Genomic DNA, 19,529 nt, shown 5'->3' with positions numbered 1-19,529 from the left:
CGATGCAGACCCTGCTCAACACCCTCTACGTCAGCACTCCCTATTCCTACCTGCATCTCGACAACGACACCATTCGCGTCGAGGTCGAGCGGGAAACACGCCTGCGCGTGCCGCTGCATCACCTCGGCGGGGTGGTGCTGTTCGGCAATGTGCTGGTTTCGCCGCCGCTCATCCATCGTCTCGCCGACGAGGGCAAGAGCCTCGTCCTGCTCAGCGAGCACGGCCGCTTCAAGGCGCGCATGGAAGGCCCCGTTTCCGGCAACATCCTGCTTCGCCAGGCGCAGCATGCGCGTGCCGCCGACGCCGCTTTCACGCTTGGCATGGCGCGCGCTTGCGTGGCCGGCAAGATCAAGAATGCGCGCCAGGTCCTCCTGCGTGGCGGGCGCGAGGCCAGGGACGGCGACGATGGCGCCAGCCTGGCACGGCGCGCCGACGACCTCGCCGCGGCGCTGCGCGCCTTGCCTGCGGCCAGCAATCTCGATACCGTCCGTGGCCTCGAAGGCGAGGCCGCACGACAGTATTTTGCGGGCTTGAACCGCGTGCTGCGGGCCGATGCGCGGGCCGTGTTTGCCATGGATGGCCGCAGCCGCCGCCCGCCCCGCGACCGCATGAACGCCTTGCTCTCCTTTCTCTATGCGATGCTGATGAACGATTGCCGCTCGGCCGTCGAGGCCGTCGGCCTCGATCCACAGCTGGGTTTCCTGCATGCCGTTCGCCCTGGCCGAGCCGCCCTGGCGCTCGATTTGATGGAGGAATTCCGGCCCTTGGCCGATCGTCTGGCGCTGACCCTGGTCAACCGCGCGCAACTGCAGCGCGGCGATTTCGTCGAGCATGACGGCGGCGCGGTAAGCCTGGGCGATACCGGCCGCAAGACGGTGATCGTTGCCTGGCAGGAGAAAAAGCGCGAAGAGCTGGCGCATCCGCTGCTGCAGCAAGCGGTGGCTATCGGCCTGTTGCCGCTTCTGCAGGCACGCTTCCCCGCCCGCACTCTGCGCGGCGAGATGGAGAGCTACCTTCCTTTCATATCGAGGTGAGGCCAATGTTGGTGATTGTTTGCTATGACGTCAGCACCGAGACCCGCGAAGGCCGTCGCCGCTTGCGCCGCGTCGCGAAAGTCTGCGAGAGCACTGGCCAGCGGGTCCAGAAATCGGTTTTCGAATGCCAGGTCAGCCTCATGCAGCTTGAAGCCCTCGATCGGCGGCTGCTCGCCGAGATCAAGGTCGAAGAGGATTGTCTGCGCCTCTATCGGCTGGCCGAGACCCGTGGTTGCGAAGTGCGCGAGTACGGCCACTTTCGCGCCCTCGACTACGACGCGCCGCTGGTCGTGTAGATTGTCCGCTGCGCTGCGCGAACCCCCAGCTGTGAAGAATTGCCGGGAGGATCGCGCGGCCTGCTCGTTGTTGTTTTTCAAGGGAAAGTAGTAGTGGAGTCTCCTGGTTTTGAAAGCAGTACCCCGTTCTCGTCGAGGTTCGCGGAAAGCGATCAGGAATCGCTGCCGGTACAAGGGCTTAGACGCGAGCGGACACGCTCCCCGGCGACGGGGAGCGAGGATTGAAACAGGCATGTGGGCGTGTCGCCGATGTGTGCCGGGTCGGGACACGCTCCCCGGCGACGGGGAGCGAGGATTGAAACGAGGCAGTGAGCAAGGCGGGCACGGTGCTCGGCCTGACACGCTCCCCGGCGACGGGGAGCGAGGATTGAAACCCGAATGTGCCGACGGCGAGCACCTATGCCCAGGGACACGCTCCCCGGCGACGGGGAGCGAGGATTGAAACACCGCCGCACCCGCCGCAGACGCCCCATGACCACGGACACGCTCCCCGGCGACGGGGAGCGAGGATTGAAACACTCAATGTGTCGCCAGATGACGGGGTGGTCACGGGACACGCTCCCCGGCGACGGGGAGCGAGGATTGAAACCATACGCCCAGAGAAGGCCTTAACAGGCTGCAACAGACACGCTCCCCGGCGACGGGGAGCGAGGATTGAAACCCCTATAAAACATTGTAGTGCAGTCAGACTAGGAAGACACGCTCCCCGGCGACGGGGAGCGAGGATTGAAACTGTCAGCGGGGCGTTGTAGGCCGAGGGGAGAGCGATGACACGCTCCCCGGCGACGGGGAGCGAGGATTGAAACTGCAGCGCAGCGCGCGCGAAGTCGCGCTGCAGTGGACACGCTCCCCGGCGACGGGGAGCGAGGATTGAAACCATGTGGTGGTCGTGGCGGTGTCGGAGACGAGGGCGACACGCTCCCCGGCGACGGGGAGCGAGGATTGAAACCGAGGCCAGCTTGACAAGCGCTTTGCCGAGGTCTTGACACGCTCCCCGGCGACGGGGAGCGAGGATTGAAACTGCATCGGTGCTGCCGCCGTTGGCGTCTCGCCCTTGGACACGCTCCCCGGCGACGGGGAGCGAGGATTGAAACGCAGTAGAGGCGCAATGACTGCGATCTGAAATCCCAGACACGCTCCCCGGCGACGGGGAGCGAGGATTGAAACTCTGCTATCTACACTGCCACACGCGCAGCCTTGACGACACGCTCCCCGGCGACGGGGAGCGAGGATTGAAACCCCGACCCCGTGTCCTGCGCCGTTGCCTGCGAGCGACACGCTCCCCGGCGACGGGGAGCGAGGATTGAAACGAGCCCGAAGTCTGGCCAAACCATCGCGTAGATGGACACGCTCCCCGGCGACGGGGAGCGAGGATTGAAACGCCGTTGCCGTCACGCATGGCGAAAACACCTTTGCGACACGCTCCCCGGCGACGGGGAGCGAGGATTGAAACGAGATCAGCTTCACGGAGGAAGAGAAAAAGCTCCGACACGCTCCCCGGCGACGGGGAGCGAGGATTGAAACATGCGGATGTCGAATGGCCAGGAATCGCGCAGCACGACACGCTCCCCGGCGACGGGGAGCGAGGATTGAAACGTCGACAATCCCTGGCTGGGTGCGCAGATCGGCATGACACGCTCCCCGGCGACGGGGAGCGAGGATTGAAACACGATTCGCAAGGAATTTGCGGAAAGCTTCAATGGACACGCTCCCCGGCGACGGGGAGCGAGGATTGAAACCCAAAAATGGTCTTTGTTCCATCATCAATAGCCGCGACACGCTCCCCGGCGACGGGGAGCGAGGATTGAAACTTTTGGCCAACCATACCACGGCCTGTGCACCCCCTGACACGCTCCCCGGCGACGGGGAGCGAGGATTGAAACTACTCCCTGCCAGCCGTCGGCAACACTTATACCGCGACACGCTCCCCGGCGACGGGGAGCGAGGATTGAAACGTATAGCAAGGCCGCCAAGCCAATACGCAAGACGAGACACGCTCCCCGGCGACGGGGAGCGAGGATTGAAACTCCGGCAGGCTGACAAGGCTCCACGTGACGCCATTGACACGCTCCCCGGCGACGGGGAGCGAGGATTGAAACGCGCATGGGGCGGGCCTTTGGCTGCGCTCAGCCGCGACACGCTCCCCGGCGACGGGGAGCGAGGATTGAAACATGGGGATGAATGAGGCGTCGTCGGCATCGAGGAGGACACGCTCCCCGGCGACGGGGAGCGAGGATTGAAACTGTCCATGTCAGACCGTCTACCGAGGTGGCACAAAGACACGCTCCCCGGCGACGGGGAGCGAGGATTGAAACGCCAACGGCGGTGTCTTCTCCGGTGCGCCGAGCCTGACACGCTCCCCGGCGACGGGGAGCGAGGATTGAAACCAGGGCGGCGCGGATGGTGCCGAGGCTGCCGATGGACACGCTCCCCGGCGACGGGGAGCGAGGATTGAAACGACTCGAAGCGGACAATGTAGCCATCGTTGATCACGACACGCTCCCCGGCGACCGGGAGCGTGGCTTAAAACTATGGATTGCCGCAATCGGCGCGAGCTCATCGGCACTCAACGTCATGACCCGGACAGTCAAGCCTGACTCTCAAAGACTCAATTTCATGACTCAGAGCGTCAAAGCTGACTCTCGAAGACTCAACTTCATGGCTCGGAGAGTCGAAGCTGACTCCCAAAGACTCAACTTCATGACTCGGAGAGTCAGCTGTGAGGCGCAAAGACTGAGTCTCATCTCTCGGGCGGTCAGCTGTGAGCGCCAATTACGCAAAGTCATCACGGCGCGAGTCAGCACTGATCGGCGCAGCGTCGCCGGCAAGGCGCTGAGGCTTGCGCGCCGGCTTGCAGCAGCCGGTGCGCCCCTTGCCGAGCGGCGCAGTGTTTAGCTGACGGGTGCCTTGCTGGCTTTTCTCCGGTGACCGTAGCGTTGGGCCATCGATTCGCGCATCGCATCGAGCGCCGCGCCCTTGCCGACTGCCTTGGCCAAGGCATAACCTTCCAGCGCCGAACTTAGAATATCACTGCCCAATGCCATTTCGCTGTCGTCGATCTTGTTGGCCAGTTGCCTGATACGCACGGCCAACGGTCGTAGTTGGTCGAGCGCGACGAGGTCACGCTGGGCTTCGGCAAGATCGAAATTCGGCGGCAGAATTTGCGGATTCTGGGCGAGAACGACCAGCGTCTGGCGGCACGCGGCTTCGCTCTTGTCGCCCATTTTATTGAGTTCGCGCCTCTCGTCGATCGACAGTTCAACGAGTCGGGCCAATTTCTCTTCCAGCGTGGCTACCGCAGCATGAATGGGGGTTTAGGTCGTTTCCTGTGGAACGGGCAAGAACGGGGCGAAGGGCGAGGCGGGCAAATGAGTGAGCTTCCCAGCGATAAGGTAGGCCATGGCGATGAAGTTTTCGACGCGGCGATAGCCGCGCGCCCGTGCGCGCGCCTCCTGGAGCGATCGATTCATCGCTTCGACGCGGCCGTTGTGTTTGCCGGCGTTAAAACCGTTGAGTACGCCAGGAAGATGCTTGCTGATCGTCCTGCCGAGGCGCTTGAATGGTTCGAGTCGGCAGCGGCTGGCCCAGCTGAGCCAGCGCTTGAGCAGGGGCGTGGCCTCGTCAGGTGTCGTGGCGGTGGCGTAGATGGAGCGCAGCGCCTGCTTGATCCGCCAGGCCCGTGCGGTCTTGAGGTTCGAGCGCTGCAACCAGTGCATGGTCTCGGTTTGTTTGACGGTCCAGTCGGCGGGCTTCTTGTGCAGGCCCCAGCGGGTGCCCTTCAGTTCGGGTTCGCTCTTGACCTCTGCTCGTCGCACCTCGTCCAGCGCCGTGCTGCTCAGAGCAACGACGTGAAAGCGGTCAAAGCAGACCTCGGCTGCTGGAAAGTGCTCGGCGGCGCCGGCCTGGAACGAGCCGCTCATGTCCATGCTGACATGGGTGATCGCGGTCGGCTGACCACCATGCTCGGTAAGGTCGCTGGCGAACTTCCCGAGCGTGGCCTTGTCCCGTCCCGGCGTCGCAAACAGCAAGCGCTGTGCATCAAGATCATAAAAAACAGAGATGTACGTCTGGCCGCGCTTACTGGCGGTCTCATCGACGCCAATCACGCGAACCTCGGCATGACTTTCCTGCGCACGCGCTTGGCCCACATGATGATTGATCACGCGCCACAGTCTGCGACTGCGCACACGCAGCAGTCGGCCGGCCGCCAGGACCGACATGGTCGGCGCCAGCATCAGCGTCAAAGCCTCGAACAGCAGGGTGAAGCGACTGCCTTCTCGCGCCCAAGGCACGGCGATCTGCGTGACCTTGCCGCAACCGGCACAGGCCACTCGCGGCACCTCGGCATGCAGGTGGGCTTCGTACTGAAAGAAATCCATATGGCGCCAGGAACGCGCCAAGCGGTCATGCAGCGGCTGCGCTGCCGCACCGCAAGCCGGGCAAGCATGATTGGCCGCGCCAAATCGGACCTGGAAATCGATCCGTCCCGACTCTGGCTTGAAGATGACTTCAGCTACCTGCCAAGGAGCAACGAGGCCCAGAGCCTGGGTGAACAGCGTTTCAATCATGAGGAAGAGGCCGCGAGAGGAAAGGCCGCTATTGTCCTCCATGCCGAGGGCGGCAGACTGCCTTCCTCGGCCCGGAGGAAGCGTAAGCGAGCGGGCAGCGATGTAAAGGGTTCGGCTGCGCCCGGACTGCGTCCGCCCTTGACATCGCCGCCCCCTCAAACCGCCAAAACCAGCGCCCGTTCCACACGAAACGACATAGAGCCATGAATGGCAGCGAGATCATCGGTGCTAAAAGACATCGAGATTAGATTCTGTGTCATGAGAGCTTCTCCTTCGCAGTAAGGAACCAGGGGACATGCGCTGAAAGTATCCACCGGCATAGTCGCAGATGTCAATTAACTTCCCGCTCCCATACTAAACTTGCTCGTTGCCGACTGATCAGGCGCAGTTCGCGAAATTTTGAGCGGTGGCACGAAAGAGGCGCGGTGACGTGCTTGGCGCATTCAGAGGGCTGGCATGGCCATCGGACGACGCATCGAAAGACCGCGAAAACCCTCTGGCGCTTTTCATTCGGTGCTCGTAGAATGGTTATAGGGAAACGGGGAGGCGGTTATCGGCAGCTCGCCAATTACACTGACTCAAACTTGTCGATGCTTTCGACGCCAGGCCATGCAGGACAGCGCTTACGCCCTTGGCGGCGGGACAGCGTGCGTATGAATGATACGGAGGTGAGCGCCGGGCTTGGAGTGCCGAAAATCATGCAGTCGTCGGGACATGCGGTCAGTGGACTGGTGAGCATGATCTGGATTCCGTGCCGCGCTTATTGAATCAGTGTGTAACTACAATGTGAGAGCAAAAAAGCATCCTCAAGGCTGCTGAATTTTTATCGTCGTCGTGTGTTGCCATGTGCAGACTACGCGACGAGAGCTTCGGATGTGGCATGCGCGGGGCATTCAAGTTTTTCCGATGGTTTGGCGCTTCTAATGGCAGATTGAAAGGAGTTTCGTCGTGAGCAAATTGATAAAGGACATAAATGACCGATTGGACGACGATAAGCTCAAATCAGCGAAAGAGAAGTACAGGCTGGCAAGGCAATTGGATGCGCTAAAGACACTCGTGGCAAGCTGTAGCGTGCTGGAAACCCATGCCTCATCGTATTTCAAGCCGCCGGAAGCCGAGGTTGAAACAAAAATAAGCGGACTACAACTCGCCGACGAAGTCCAGAGCATCTCTTCCGGTTTCAAGACCTGCGTTTCCTACGACTGGATGAAACTTGATATGAAGGACGAGGCCGCGGAATTGCAAGCGGCCATCAACCGGCAGAGCAATGAAAAGGTTCCACGTAGCCTTCCGGCAGAGGAGGCTAAAGCAGTTTTTTTTCAACACTTGGCGGCTCTAATAAAGATAGTAAAGCTTGCCCAAGAGGCAACCTATGATGAGATCGCACGAGCAGCGGCCAAGCTGCCTCTACCGCACCGAGTTGCTTACCGGATAGTTATCCTAAGTGTTTCTGCTGCACTTATTGCTTTTATTGCGGTTCTGGGTGATCTTTCGTACTCGCGAGGTACAAAAAAAAACACGACCGCGCCGACGGAAAGCTCCGCGTCAGTTGGCGACGCGACGCACAAAAACCTCCCCAAGGCCGTGCCCGGCCCCGACAAAGGAACCGCGTCAAACGCCAAAGACAAGGTGCCCGACTTGACATTGATAGCTTTGCTAGTCATTGGCATTTCAGCATTCCTGGCGACTCTCTGGGCGATACAATCGTATTGGCGCCTGGCCATTGTGGATCGGGAAGACAAGTGGTGGCACCCGCCAGAAACGGACAGTGACTGGTCTGGTCCCTATACTTTCCATGCACTCGCACAGTCACATAAGGAATGGGCGCAGCTTTGGTTCAGCTGGTGCGTGGCAATATTCCTCGGCGGCGTGACCTACGCAGTTTACAACAGTGCGCACAGTGACAAGCTCCCCCATGGGGATTGGCCAGAAATGTTACTACCGATGCTGAATAGCTATCTACACCATGGTCTGGTCTACGCCTTGTTTGGTTTTTCATGGTATTGGGCTTCCAAGCACTACCGCTCACACTGGCATAATTACGTGGCAAATGCCTATCGGCACCGCTCCCTGTATCGCTTCGAAATTCTGCGTCGCGAGATACCCAATAGTATGATTGGGGAAACGGCTGCCTCTAAAATAGAAGCCAACAAGACGATACTCGAGCTTTTCAGGCTTTCCGGGATCTTGCTGCTTATTCCCGGTGAGTCTTCCTATCTCGACAAGCCGGCCGGGGAGGAGGTCTCCAAGGCTATCTTGCGGATGGAAGAAGTTGCCAACGCCTTTTCGCACCGGAGTGAGGGAGGCGGCAAACACTGAATCGCTGCGAGCGGTCAATAAGAGCCAAACCTCTGGATTGCCGCGTCGGCTGCGCCTCCTCGCAATGACGGGGGGACTGGTGTGGCGCCGCGTTAGCCATTCACCATGCACCATTCCCGACGCGGCCTTCAGCACGCATGACAGCGGGGCGAAACCAGGGCCTCGGCACTCGGCTGTCATAGCTTGATGAGGCCCATGATCGTCACCCGGAAGTCGTCATCCCAGGCGGCTGCCTTGCGCTTCAGGCGCAAGCTGGTTTTCTTCTGGTCGGTGCTATCCAGCCGAATCAGATTGAGAACGATCTTCTTCAGGAGCGACAGGTTCTGGGGAGCGTTGTCCTTGCGGACGGTGCTGGCATCCTCGCCGAAGCTGACGTCGAGCACCCAGTGAAGTCGATTCTCTACGGCCCAATGGCCTCGCACGGCGAGGGCAAGTTGTTCGGCGGTCAACTCGCGAGAGCTGATGTAATAGCGCCGCTCGAAGTTCGACTCTTGATCGCCGACCTTGCGCAGGGAGTCACCAGACCGAGGGTCTTGCACTTGGGCCAATCGGCCAGGTCAACGGTCCCTTGCCACCTCGAATTGCTGCGGGTCCAGCGCCCGGAAGATCCTCAGAAACGTCTTCTCGGACGCGACGCCGTTCTTGGGCGGCAGGAACTGAGGCAGCCAATCCTTCTTCTGGTACGCCCAATTCCAGACCTTGTGTCTGGCGATTGCCGGCCACGGCGAACGAGCGGCACGGTTCGAGGACAGAGAAGATGCAGAGCAGGCCTTCGCTGATGCCGTCTTGCTCGGCGATGGCCCGGGCCATCGCTTCCTTCGATCGACCGCTGGCGTGCGTGTGCGCGGAGGCGAGAAAGAGCTAGGGACGCCCATCCGGCGGCCAACTTATGCTGAGTGAGTTGTGTATCACGAGATGCCCTATATCCGGCGAGTGTTCGGGGACAGACCGGTGCTGTGGCCATTGTTCGAGACTTTTGCAAGCGCAGCTTTCATGCGTTTGTTTTAACGAACGTATCTGCGGCGCTGGCTGACACCGGGGTCTCTATCTGGTGGCGCCGGCAACAGCCTGGGCAAGCGTCTGCAGCGCCGCCATCGGCGGCGCCTCGGCAAGGTAGATCAGGCCGGTGGGCACCTGGCTGATCTCCTCAGGAAGTGTCTGCACGACCAGGTCGGCGGCATGCGTCGATTGTTCGACGACCCGCCGCGGCATCAGGGTCCATCCCAGACCGACGGAAACGCAACCGAGAATCCCGTCGAGGGTGCCGAATTCCATGGCCTCGGCGACGGCGTGGCCGCTGCTGCGTTGCCAGGCGAGGGCGCGGGTGCGGTAGGCGCAACCTTCGCGGAAGAGGATCAGCGGCTGCAAGCGCGGATCGGCGTCGGCGGCATGTACGAGCACCAGTTCCTCGACGAGCAGTTCATCAAAGCGCAGATCCGGGTGCTCGATCGGACCGGCGACGATGGCGCAATCGAGCTTGTGGGTCAGCACCTTGTTGACCAGCGTCGCACTGGTATCGGTTTCGATGCGCAGTTCCAGGCGCGGATGTCCGACGCGGACGGCCTTCAGAGCCTGTGGCAGATGCAAGGCGGCAAAGGTCTCCATGCTGCCGATGCGCAACTCGCCAACGCCATCGCCGACCAGGCGAACGGCGGCGCCGCTCTCGCGTTCGAGGTGCAGCATGCGCCGCGCGTAGTCAAGCAGTACTCGTCCGGCGGGCGCCAGCGCCACCCCGCGGCCGCTGCGGAAGAAGAGCGTAGCGCCCAGTTCTTCCTCGAGCCGGCGGATGCGGCTGGTGACGTTGGACTGGACGGTGTTCAGCTTGCGCGAGGCGGCCAGAATGCCGCCTTCATCGACGACGGCGGCGAAAGTACGAAGGGCGCTCAGCTCCATCCATATATCTCCTTTAGAGAATGAAACGTTCTTGACTATTCAATTGTGCAGATAGTTTAGAGCAGTTATCGTGGCGCCATCAACTCGCGAGGATCTGCACATGAACGAGCAGCAAAAACGCCTGGAACGTATGGAACGTCTACACGTGCTTGGCGCCGGCATCTGCAGCCTGATGCTGGTGCTCGGCGTCGCGCGCTTTGCCTACACGCCGCTACTGCCGCTGATGCAGGCACAGGCCGGGCTTGGCGTCGAGGCCGCGGCCTGGCTGGCGGCAATCAACTACGCCGGTTACCTGAGCGGCGCCGTGGTGGCGTCGCTGATCAGCGACCTGGTGCTCAAGGATCGCCTCTACCGGATCGGCCTGGTGGTCGCCGTGCTCAGCACCGCGGTCATGGGCCTGACCACTGACGTGACGATCTGGGCACTGTCACGTTTCATCGCCGGGTTGAGCAGCGCCGCGGGCATGCTGCTCGGTACCGGACTGATTCTCAACTGGCTGATTCGCCACAATCATCGCAGCGAACTCGGTATTCACTTTTCTGGAATCGGCCTGGGCATCGCCGGTTGTGCGGCCGCGGTGGCGCTGATGAGTGATTGGCTAGACTGGAGAGAACAGTGGTTCGCTTTCACTCTGATCGGCAGCCTGCTGCTGATCCCGGCGCTGCGCTGGCTGCCGCCACCCGATCGCAGCACGGTCACCAAAGGCGGGCAGCAGATGCTCGACAAGCCGCCGAGTGCGGCTTTCATGCGCCTGCTGATGGCCGCCTATTTCTGTGCCGGTTTCGGCTACGTGGTCAGCGCGACTTTCATTGTCGCCATCATCGACCACCTGCCCGGTCTGGCCGGACGCGGCACGCTGGTTTTCCTGGCGCTTGGTGCGGCTGCGGCGCCGGCGTGCATCGTCTGGGACCTGATCGCCCGCCGTACCGGTGAGCTGAACGCGCTGATTCTGGCGGCCCTGCTGCAGATTGTCGGCATCCTGCTGCCGGTGATGGCCGACGGCCTGGTGGCTGCGCTGGCCGGTGCCTTGCTCTTTGGCGGCACCTTCATCGGCATGGTGAGCCTGGTATTGACCATGGCCGGGCGTTACTATCCGACGCGTCCGGCGAAGATGATGGGCAAGATGACGCTTTCCTACGGTGCGGCCCAGATCATCGCCCCGGCAGTCACCGGCTGGCTCGCCGGCAGCCTCGGCAGCTACGCCGCGGGCCTGTACCTGGCGGCCGGGGTGATGGCCGTGGGTACGCTTCTGCTGCTGATGCTCAAGTTTGTCGAGCGGCGTGACCGGTCGCGGAGTACTGCTGTTGCGAGGGCCTGTCCGCAGAACTGAACCAGCGGTCGCGAAGGCAGGTGCGCGGAGGAGGGGAGCAGGGCTCACTTCAGAAATCGGATCGCCAAGCACGGTCCGCTTTCCGGCTTCTGGCTAACGGTCATGACACGTGGAGACACCCCAAATCATGAAAGTCATGACCGCTTCCCCTCCACTTGCAGTGCGCATTCCGGCTTGCATGCCGGAATCGTTCGCCGGGCAGGGAGCATGCTCCCTGAATTCCCCGCCTTACCCCCGGCCCTTCTCCCGCAAGGGGAGAAGGGAGTTTCGTGAGTCGCTGGCGCGACTTTCACATTAACGATGTCGACCGCAATGTCGTCGCTCGGATGGCTCAGTGTCCCCGGCCCTGGTTGTCGTGCTTGTCGTGCTTGTCGTGGCCCTTGTTCTTCTGCTTGCCGCGATCCTCGTCCCGGTCCTCGCCGCCGTCGCGGCGGCCGTAGTCGCCGCGATATTTCTCACGACGATGACTATTCCGCTCCTGGTACTGCGGAACATACTCGCGCTGGTACCAGCTGTTCTGCACAAAATAGACCCGCTCGCCGCAGGCCTTGTAGGCGCGACAGTGTTTGCGCCAGTTCTTGGCGTGGCCAGGGGGCACGTTCAGATAGATCGGGCGCCGTGAAGGCGCCGCCTGCTCGATGATGATCGGCTGCCGGTAGATCAGCTGCGGTTGCGGATAGCCACCGATGTCGAGGTGACCATAGAAGCCGGGTTGACCGATGCTTACCGACAGGGCCACATCGGCCGCAAGCGCCGGGGCGAGCGCTGCGGCGAGCGCTGCGGCGAATAGAAGACGTTTCATTTTTGGAGCCTCTTGCTGTCCGTGTTTCTGCCAGATGCGCTTGACGGCAACGGGGGCGTCGCGGTTCACCGCGGCGCCCCCGTTGCCGAGTCTATTTCTTGTCGCTCTTGGCCGCGTCCTGGACGCTCTCACCCGCTTTTTCGATCTGCTGGCCGATCTTGTCGACCGCCTTGTCCATTTCCTTGCCAGCTTTCTCTGCCGGGCCCTCCTCTTTCTGGCAGGCGGACAAGCTCAGCAGCAAGGCACTGAGACTGATGAGCAAGGCTGTGGCGAGGGATTTTTTTTCGAGTTTCATTGCTGCGCTCTCCTGGCGGACCATCTGCCCTTGACGGGTGTGAGCAACTGCTCGAGGCCGTGGCGGAGCAAGGATGATGAGCGGCCGATTTGCGCCGGGTCGCAGGGCGGTGGGCGCTGCAGGTCGATTGTCATTTGCTGACTTCGTGGCCGACAACACCGCCAACGGCTGCGCCACCGACGGTTCCGAGCACACTGCCGCCCGTAAGAACGGCCCCTCCGACGGCACCGACACCAGCACCAATGGCGGTGTTCTTGCCCTGCGTCGACATGCCGGAACAACCACCGAGGGCAAGCAGTACTGCTGTGGCCACTGCACCGAGCGTGACTCTCTGCGTCTTTTCCATGGAATTACCTCTTTCTTGAATGTTGTCTTACTGGTCCTTCGCACCCGCTCGAGCATTACGCACTAATGGCTTCCCCGAGCGCGATTTCGGCCGCTCCAGACAGCCATCCTGCGGACATCGATTGCAGGCATGCTGACGCGGATGGTTGAGCGTACGGTGAAGCGCCTTCGGCGTCTGTCTGCTGGGGCACATAGTCGGCGATCGAGCGGCGTGCTGCCGTTTGCCTGGCCAAGGCGATTGCGAACCTGCCGCCCACAACAAGCCCTGGCCGGACGAAGCTGTGTTCGCCACTCTGGCGTCGCCGCGGTACTTCCGTGCACGACCGCAGGGAACCTGCATAAGGATGCAGGGGGGTCCCCCTATTAAGCCATTCCTCGCGCGTAAGTGGCGTTGTCGGCTTCGTAGCACCCGCAGGAAGCGGCTTCCAGGCCGCCGCGGTCGAGAATCGTGATATGCCCGCGGCTGTAGCTGATCAGTTTGCGGTTGTGCAGTGAGGTGGCGGCCTTGGTCACACCGACCCGACGCACTCCCAGCATCGAGGCCAGGAATTCGTGGGTGCCATGAAATGCATCCGACTGCGCCCGGTCATGCGTCATCAGCAGGCAACGGGCGAGACGCGCTTCCACGACATGAAAGCGGGCACAGGCGGCGGATTGCGCGAGTTGGCCCATCACCACATGCAGGTAGCGCTTGAGTATCCACTGCAGTGGTGGACTGAAACCGAGTTCGCGGCGAAACGGCGCTGCCTCCATCCGCAGCGCAAGGCCGGCGCCCTGGACCAGCGCGCTGAGCGGCGAAATATCCACCCCGAGGATGAGGGAGATCCCGAGCATGCCTTCGTCGCCGACCAGACCCACCTCCAGGCTGGCGCAAGCATCAATCGGCGTGACCAGGAAAATGTAGCTCGTCGTGGGAAAGAAGACGTGGTGAATGCGCTCGCCGGGTTCGGCGAGAACGTCGGCAAAGGTCAGTTCGACTGGCTCGCAGGCCGCCAGCAGACGTCGCCGGTCTTTGTACGGCAGCGCCTCGATGAGTCGATTAACGGCGGCAGGGGCCATGGCTGTTGGCACGTCGCTCCTCTCGATGCAGGGAAGAATCCGGCAACCGGAGGGATCGTGCTACCTCGGTGTCGGATGGGAAGCAGAAGCGAACGGTCGCGCCCGGACGAAAACGTCATGGCACGAAGTGTGGAGTGAAAGCTGACGACTGTCCGGGCGGTAGCGCACACAGCAGGGCTGCCTCGTGCTGCGTGCGATGCCACACGTGCTGCGTGCGATGCCACACGTGCTGCGTGCGATGCTACAGGAGCGGCGGCGAAGACACTCGATCCTGCGCTTTGCCCTAGCGGGCGATCACCTCCGGGAGCAGACGCTCGAATTCCTTCCTGACCACTGCGTAGCACTCGCAACAGCGCGCCTCCAGAGCCGCCCGGTCGAGTATGGTGATGTGCCCGCGCTGATAAACGATCATCCCGGCCCGCTGCAAATTGCCGGCGGCCTCGGTAACGCCTTCGCGGCGCACGCCGAGCATGTTGGCGATCAGTTCCTGCGTCATGATCAGCTCGTTCGAGGGCAGGCGGTCGTGGGAGAGCAGCAGCCAGCGGCACAGCTGCTGGTCTAGCGAATGATGGCGGTTGCATACTGCCGTCTGCGCCATCTGGGTCAGAAGCGCCTGCGTATAGCGCAGCAACAGGCGCTGCATCGGGCCGGCGCGATAGAACTCATCCTTCAGCAACTGGCCTTTCAAGCGGTAGGCGTGACCGGCGCTTTGCACCACGGCCCGGCTCGACGTGCTTTCGCCGCCCATGAACAGGGACACGCCGACGATCCCCTCGTTGCCGACGACGGCGATTTCAGCCGAGGAGCCGTCCTCCATGACATAGAGCAGGGAGACGATCGAGGTGGTGGGAAAATAGACATGGCGCATCTGGATGCCGGACTCGTAGAGCGACTCGGCGAGTGGCATCGGGACCAGTTCCAGACTGGGAAGGAGGCGCGCGTATTCGTCCGCCGGCAGGGCGGCGAGCAGGTGGTTCTGGCGCGGGTCATGGGTGGCAGAAGTTAGGGGGCGCAGGGGCATGGCGGTTCACGCAGTCATCGGCAGCGCTTGGACGAGCTCGCAGACGCACTGGCATTGAAGGTTCGAGGGGTGTTGAGTATACACGCCCCGTATTGGCTATGTGCAGCAGCGCACGGACGCAGCCGGGCGTTCGGCGCAGGCTCTTTGCACGCTCATGGCGAGAAGCGGTGGATCGGCCTTACGCGTGCCACCGCCGCCTGCTTCGCGCCTGTTGCGCATTGTCAACCCATCACCGGAACCCGCATGGACAAGCATCAATTCACTGTCGAAGTCGCTCTGGAGTTTCATCGGCGCATGGCGACGATCATCGCCGCCGTCCAGGCTGGAATGTGCAAAAACGGCGTGCACGACCTGCTCGGCTACGCCACCGACTTCGCATCGGGTGAGGCCCGTGGACGGCAAACTCTGGTGCTGAAGAGCCGCAGCCGTTCAAGCTATGTGCGCCTTCAATGGGAGACCATCCTCGGCGACGGCGCCGCTGATCGGCAGCTCGTGGACGACGCCATCCAGAGCGCGATCAACGAACTCGCCTGAGCGCTGGTAGCCGTCGACGAAGCACCAGGCGCGCCAGCGTGCAGAGAAGGTTCTCTATTCGGTGTTCTCTATGCGCTGGCTGATTGCTGGCCTGGCCGATCGCCCCGGTCCCGGTGCCGCCTGGCACAAGCCAGCACTCGCCCGGATGGCGACTGTGTGCGCTGGCAGACAGACCGAGACAACGGTTCGGCGTAACCTGAAATGATCCGGGCCGGCACATGCGTGGCAAAATGTGTGGCAAATGTGCGGCAATTGCGCCGTGGCGATGCGCAACGCTTGCAAGCAGCGACCGCGTGGCCGAACGAACGCTTTGTTCCGCAGTTCGTAGCGGTAGCGGACGGCAAGACCCGCCAGAAACCCCCTGTTTCACCACGAGGCAAGCCCATGAAAACGATTCGGAGAGTTAGGTTCAGCGCACTCGCGGCGGCTGTTCTGTTCGGCCTTGCTGCTTGTGCGGACATGGTGGCGCTGGACAAAGATACCAGCATCGACGCCGGCGCCGACGCCATCGGAGTCGAAAATCTTCCGGATGGCAGCAGCGTCGGAACCGTCGGCGGCGCCCCGGTCGGCGGCGTGATCGGCCACGACGTCGGCAAGAAGTGATGCCCGGCGCGATTCACTTGGCCTCCCCCCGCAGGTGCCTCTCGCCCGCTTGTTACCCTGATCAGCCAGCCAACTTGTGATCCTGCTGGCGGACATCGAACAAGCCCGGGATGCGGCCGATGTCGTCGAGAAGTTGCGCGCGGCTTCCGCCGTGCCGTACCTTATCGGCGGGTGCTGGCTTTTGGCGTTCGCGTCCCGACTGCGGGCGCGGCTTGTGGAAGCTGTGGCGAACGCCGTGATTCCTTAATGTGAAAGTCGCGAATGCGACTCACGAAACTCCCTTCTCCCCTCGCGGGAGAAGGGGCAGGGGAAGAGGGAAACGGTCATGACTTTCATGATTTGGGGTGTCTCCACGTGTCATGACCGTTAATGTGAAAGTCGCGCAAGCGGCTCACGAAACTCCCTTCTCCCCTTGCGGGAGAAGGGCCGGGGAAGAGGGGGAAACGGTCATGACGTTCATGATCCGGGGTATCCCGACATGTCATGACCGTTAGCGAAGGCCAAGAAACGACAAGACGAAGAGGACGATGACGACTAGGCCGACGAGATAAATGATGCTGTTCATGTAGCTTCCTCCGGAATGGGTCCAATGACCAATTTGCACGATTCGCGCGAATAGGGCGAATCGTGCAAATGGGGTGACGCAAAGTCACCGGTTCCCAAGCTACTCGTATCAGGCTGAACGGTCTGTACGTTGGCGTACACAAAAATGCGTTCCATGCGCCACGCAGCCCCTTTTTCCGCTCGCCTAGCGCGGCTACTTTTCGTGGCCCACAGGGCGCCGTTGATGCGTATCAGCAGCAACGTTCTCAGCCCACTGACCTTTTTTGGCGCCAGCGCAGTCGTCAAGCGCCCCCCCGGCTGGCCGGTGATGGCCTCGATCGGAGCCGGCACAATGGAAGGATGTCCGGCGACGGCGGGGAAACGCATCTGCCGACCGTCACCGCGGCGTTGGCCGAAGCACAGGACGCTCGCCCCGCCGCAATTGTCTCCGTCGGTTTTCTGTGTGCTAACGAACAGACGACGGGGGCTTCGTCGCCACAACATGGCACTCGATCGGATTTTGCCATGCGCACTGCAAGCACGACGCGGCGCAACTTCCTCCTGACATGCACAGCAGGGCTTCGGCCCATCAATCGGAGTTTCGACATGAACAAAAAATTTCTCCTCCCCGGCCTGGTGATCGCTGCGATCACCTTTGGATCATTCGCGACCGGTGCCAGAGCTGGCGATGGACCCATTGTCCACGAGGCTGGTGGTTTGTCCTATGTGTCGGGCGGTGTGGGCGATGAGTCGCTGCAGCGGCTCAGGGAACAGGTCAGTGAGTTCAATCTGAAGCTGGTTTTCGCCATGGCGTCCGGGGCATTTCTGAGCAACGTGCGGGTTGCCATCGCTGACGGGAACGGCAAGACGCTTCTCGAGGCGATCGCCGATGGGCCGTGGTTCCTGGCGAAATTGCCGGTGGGCAAGTATCGGGTGGTCGCCACTTACGCCGGCAAGGCGATCGAGCGCTCCGTTGCCGTTGACGCAACGGCGCTCAATACGGTCGATTTCCGTTGGGAGCACGAGTAATAGCGGCGGTACGGTCGCTGCAAGCTAGCCTGGTACGCCACTGTACAGACTGCGCCGGGTCATGCGCCCAGACTTACCGTCTCAGCTGGCGTGGCCAGGAAATCCGTCCACCTGTGTGGGTTGTTCCCCGCTGGTCGCCGTGTACGCGGCCTTGGTGGCGAAGCACCTGCTGCGACGCAGGATGATGATGGCCGGTCGGCCATTTCGCCGTTCGGGTAATGAACACTAGGGGCTTGATATGGACTGGAAGGTCGTCGAAGGGAACTGGAAACAGTACAAGAGCAAGATAAAAGCGCAGTGGCGCTGCCTCACCGAAGAGCAGCTCGATTTGATTGCCGGCAAGTGCGTCGAACTCGTGGACAGGATTCAGGAGACCTACGGCACTAGCAAGGACGAGGCCGAGGCGCAGATCAAGCGCTTTGAAGAGCGTAACAAGGACTAGCGACCATAACAGCTCGCCTGATCCGATCAAGGCCATGCGCCGGGCGGCATTGCCCATTACGTCAGGTCGCCGAGGCAGGCGCTTTCTTCACCGGACTCATATCGCGACCGACTCTGGACCCTGCACCGGCTTCATTTCGCCAGCGTCGCGTGTCAAGTCCTGCGGGGGAATTTCATTGCGGCGTGCGGCTGACAGGCGTGCGAACGGGTGTGGTGATGCTTCAGCGATTGTTGGGCCCCGTCGCTGGATTCTGGAAATCGTGAGGCCCGACAGCTGCAGATACAGGAGGCAATCATGTCTTTACTACTATGGGCCGTACTGGGACTCATCACCGGGCTCATCGCCGCCCGAATCGTTGGCGGAAGCGGGCAGGGCGCCGTCATGGACATCGTTCTCGGGGTTGTCGGCGCGCTCGTCGGCGGCTGGCTCTTCAATACTTTCGGGATGGCCGGCGCCGGGGCATTCAAGCTTCCCGGCCTGCTTGTGGCCGTCGTCGGCGCGAGCACGCTGCTGCTGGTGTACCACGCTGCCTTGCGCGGCGTTCGGGATGCTCTGTTCAACCTCGATCTGGACAATCAATCATGAACGGACTTGGCAAGCATCTTGCCGCATTCTTGCTGGCGGTCATGCGGGTGTCCGCCGCGGCTTGCGCGTCCACCGCCAAGTAGGAGGGGAGCGGCGGGCATGTGGACGACAGCCAAGGCCTCGCTCGCATATGTGCGCCAGCGTACCGAGTCCTTCTTTCCTTCCGATTAAGCTGAACAGGGTGCTCAAGTGCACCAGCAGGCGCGCATCGGGGCAATTCACGGTTTGCCCGAATACTGAACACGAAATCCTTTCACGTTTTTCCATCACAGGAGCCATTGCCATGTCAAAGAGAGATGACTACATCGAAAAAATGAAACTTCAACTCGATAAAACGAATACAAAGATGAACGAGTTGGACGCCAAAGCCAAAGTAGCGAAGGCCGATGCACGCGAGAAGTACGAGGAGGAAATGGGCAAGCTACGCCAACAGTCCCAACGCGCTCTCGCCAAGCTCGAAGAGCTGAGAGTTGCCGGCGAAGACTCCTGGGACACCATGGTTGCAGAAATGGAAAAGATTCGCGACGCCTTCGTTCATTCCTTCAAGTACTTCAAGTCGCAGCTATAAACTGAACCGCAGGAGCGACGAATGAAAAGCCTTCTCGCATCAGCGCACGCGGCCACTGGGCGGCGCGCCACTGTTAGCAGCTAGCCGGACCGGTAGTCCAGGTCCGGCGCCTCCGCTTGCGCCCGGCATGGTAGCCGGCGCGGTGCGCGCACGACGCACCAACGATGTGAGCAGGTGATTAAGGGCCACCTTCCAGTATTCAGGCGATTCGGGCGCGGCGCACACAGCGCCACACAGCGCCAGGCTTTTCATTCCGTCTTCGC

The 19,529-nt window shown here is 61.7% G+C and carries 19 protein-coding genes, 2 pseudogenes and 1 CRISPR repeat array; of the genes and pseudogenes, 11 read left to right on the top strand and 10 right to left on the bottom strand.

Going from position 1 to position 19,529, the window contains the following annotated elements; translation table 11 throughout:
* The first annotated feature begins 2 nt into the window (after positions 1-2).
* Together cas1c and cas2 are read left to right on the top strand one after the other, a co-directional pair.
* A complete protein-coding gene (gene cas1c / locus QZ648_RS03145; protein WP_291996076.1) occupies positions 3-1,034 on the top strand; it encodes a type I-C CRISPR-associated endonuclease Cas1c in 1,032 nt (343 codons plus the stop codon).
* A gap of 5 nt (positions 1,035-1,039) precedes the next feature.
* A complete protein-coding gene (cas2, locus tag QZ648_RS03140) occupies positions 1,040-1,330 on the top strand; it encodes a CRISPR-associated endonuclease Cas2 (RefSeq protein ID WP_291996075.1) in 291 nt (96 codons plus the stop codon).
* Positions 1,331-1,521: 191 nt separating this feature from the next.
* Positions 1,522-3,860: direct repeats of the CRISPR family, unit length 37 nt; unit sequence GACACGCTCCCCGGCGACGGGGAGCGAGGATTGAAAC.
* Positions 3,861-4,221: 361 nt separating this feature from the next.
* Here cas2 and QZ648_RS03135 read toward each other — a convergent pair.
* Together QZ648_RS03135 and QZ648_RS03130 are read right to left on the bottom strand one after the other, a co-directional pair.
* Entirely contained in the window at positions 4,222-4,605 is a 384-nt protein-coding gene (locus tag QZ648_RS03135; RefSeq protein ID WP_291996074.1) for a hypothetical protein, read from the bottom strand.
* A pseudogene (locus QZ648_RS03130) lies at positions 4,589-5,940 on the bottom strand (ISL3 family transposase). The gene QZ648_RS03135 and the pseudogene QZ648_RS03130 overlap by 17 nt, the downstream one beginning before the upstream one ends.
* A 906-nt stretch (positions 5,941-6,846) precedes the next feature.
* Between QZ648_RS03130 and QZ648_RS03125 the strand changes: the two are divergent.
* A complete protein-coding gene (locus QZ648_RS03125; RefSeq protein WP_291996073.1) occupies positions 6,847-8,217 on the top strand; it encodes a hypothetical protein in 1,371 nt (456 codons plus the stop codon).
* 176 nt (positions 8,218-8,393) lie between these two features.
* Here the strand turns inward: QZ648_RS03125 and QZ648_RS03120 are convergent.
* The 3 genes and pseudogenes from QZ648_RS03120 to QZ648_RS03115 all read right to left on the bottom strand — a co-directional run.
* A pseudogene (locus tag QZ648_RS03120) lies at positions 8,394-8,785 on the bottom strand (ISAs1 family transposase); the annotation flags it as partial.
* Positions 8,775-9,092: a transposase family protein gene (locus tag QZ648_RS24795; protein WP_366144047.1), complete on the bottom strand. Its 318-nt coding sequence runs from the start codon at positions 9,090-9,092 to the stop codon at positions 8,775-8,777. The gene QZ648_RS24795 and the pseudogene QZ648_RS03120, both read right to left, overlap by 11 nt.
* A gap of 169 nt (positions 9,093-9,261) precedes the next feature.
* Complete coding sequence (locus tag QZ648_RS03115) at positions 9,262-10,110, bottom strand: LysR family transcriptional regulator (protein WP_291996072.1); 849 nt, start codon at positions 10,108-10,110, stop codon at positions 9,262-9,264.
* 100 nt (positions 10,111-10,210) lie between these two features.
* Here QZ648_RS03115 and QZ648_RS03110 point away from each other — a divergent pair, with 100 nt between their 5' ends.
* Positions 10,211-11,440: a YbfB/YjiJ family MFS transporter gene (locus tag QZ648_RS03110; RefSeq protein ID WP_291996071.1), complete on the top strand. Its 1,230-nt coding sequence runs from the start codon at positions 10,211-10,213 to the stop codon at positions 11,438-11,440.
* Between the two features lie 331 nt (positions 11,441-11,771).
* Here the strand turns inward: QZ648_RS03110 and QZ648_RS03105 are convergent, their stop codons facing one another.
* From QZ648_RS03105 to QZ648_RS03085, 5 genes are all read right to left on the bottom strand, one after another.
* Positions 11,772-12,242, bottom strand: coding sequence for a hypothetical protein (locus tag QZ648_RS03105; protein WP_291996070.1), 471 nt, complete (start codon positions 12,240-12,242; stop codon positions 11,772-11,774).
* Positions 12,243-12,333: 91 nt separating this feature from the next.
* On the bottom strand, positions 12,334-12,537 hold the full coding sequence (locus tag QZ648_RS03100; protein ID WP_291996069.1) for a hypothetical protein: 204 nt from the start codon (positions 12,535-12,537) through the stop codon (positions 12,334-12,336).
* Positions 12,538-12,667: 130 nt separating this feature from the next.
* Positions 12,668-12,883, bottom strand: a complete 216-nt coding sequence (locus QZ648_RS03095) for a glycine zipper 2TM domain-containing protein (RefSeq protein ID WP_169068435.1) — start codon at positions 12,881-12,883, stop codon at positions 12,668-12,670.
* A gap of 362 nt (positions 12,884-13,245) precedes the next feature.
* Positions 13,246-13,941 carry a Crp/Fnr family transcriptional regulator gene (locus QZ648_RS03090; RefSeq protein ID WP_291996136.1) on the bottom strand — a complete coding sequence of 232 codons (696 nt, stop codon included), beginning with the start codon at positions 13,939-13,941 and terminating at the stop codon, positions 13,246-13,248.
* A gap of 283 nt (positions 13,942-14,224) precedes the next feature.
* The gene (locus tag QZ648_RS03085; protein WP_169068437.1) at positions 14,225-14,962 is read right to left on the bottom strand and encodes a Crp/Fnr family transcriptional regulator; all 738 of its coding nucleotides are present in this window, start codon (positions 14,960-14,962) and stop codon (positions 14,225-14,227) included.
* 243 nt (positions 14,963-15,205) lie between these two features.
* Here QZ648_RS03085 and QZ648_RS03080 point away from each other — a divergent pair, with 243 nt between their 5' ends.
* The 7 genes from QZ648_RS03080 (at position 15,206) to QZ648_RS03050 (ending at position 19,266) form a co-directional block, all read left to right on the top strand.
* A complete protein-coding gene (locus QZ648_RS03080; RefSeq protein WP_291996068.1) occupies positions 15,206-15,496 on the top strand; it encodes a hypothetical protein in 291 nt (96 codons plus the stop codon).
* Between the two features lie 384 nt (positions 15,497-15,880).
* On the top strand, positions 15,881-16,099 hold the full coding sequence (locus QZ648_RS03075) for an osmotically-inducible lipoprotein OsmB (RefSeq protein ID WP_169068439.1): 219 nt from the start codon (positions 15,881-15,883) through the stop codon (positions 16,097-16,099).
* A 76-nt stretch (positions 16,100-16,175) separates the two neighbouring features.
* Positions 16,176-16,346 carry a hypothetical protein gene (locus tag QZ648_RS03070; RefSeq protein ID WP_291996067.1) on the top strand — a complete coding sequence of 57 codons (171 nt, stop codon included), beginning with the start codon at positions 16,176-16,178 and terminating at the stop codon, positions 16,344-16,346.
* Positions 16,347-17,002: 656 nt separating this feature from the next.
* Positions 17,003-17,671, top strand: a complete 669-nt coding sequence (locus QZ648_RS03065) for a carboxypeptidase-like regulatory domain-containing protein (protein ID WP_291996066.1) — start codon at positions 17,003-17,005, stop codon at positions 17,669-17,671.
* 238 nt (positions 17,672-17,909) lie between these two features.
* Positions 17,910-18,113, top strand: a complete 204-nt coding sequence (locus QZ648_RS03060) for a general stress protein CsbD (protein WP_291996065.1) — start codon at positions 17,910-17,912, stop codon at positions 18,111-18,113.
* Positions 18,114-18,407: 294 nt separating this feature from the next.
* Positions 18,408-18,698 (top strand): GlsB/YeaQ/YmgE family stress response membrane protein, encoded by a 291-nt coding sequence (locus QZ648_RS03055; protein WP_169065567.1) that lies wholly within the window; start codon positions 18,408-18,410, stop codon positions 18,696-18,698.
* A gap of 283 nt (positions 18,699-18,981) precedes the next feature.
* Complete coding sequence (locus QZ648_RS03050; protein WP_169065568.1) at positions 18,982-19,266, top strand: hypothetical protein; 285 nt, start codon at positions 18,982-18,984, stop codon at positions 19,264-19,266.
* The last annotated feature ends 263 nt before the right edge of the window (positions 19,267-19,529 follow it).

The organism is Candidatus Accumulibacter sp. ACC012 (genome assembly GCF_907163155.1).
GTDB classification, from domain to species: Bacteria; Pseudomonadota; Gammaproteobacteria; order Burkholderiales; family Rhodocyclaceae; genus Accumulibacter; species Accumulibacter delftensis.
The sequence above is the reverse complement of the archived record's forward strand: the minus strand, read 5'-3'. Positions and strand labels throughout refer to the sequence as shown.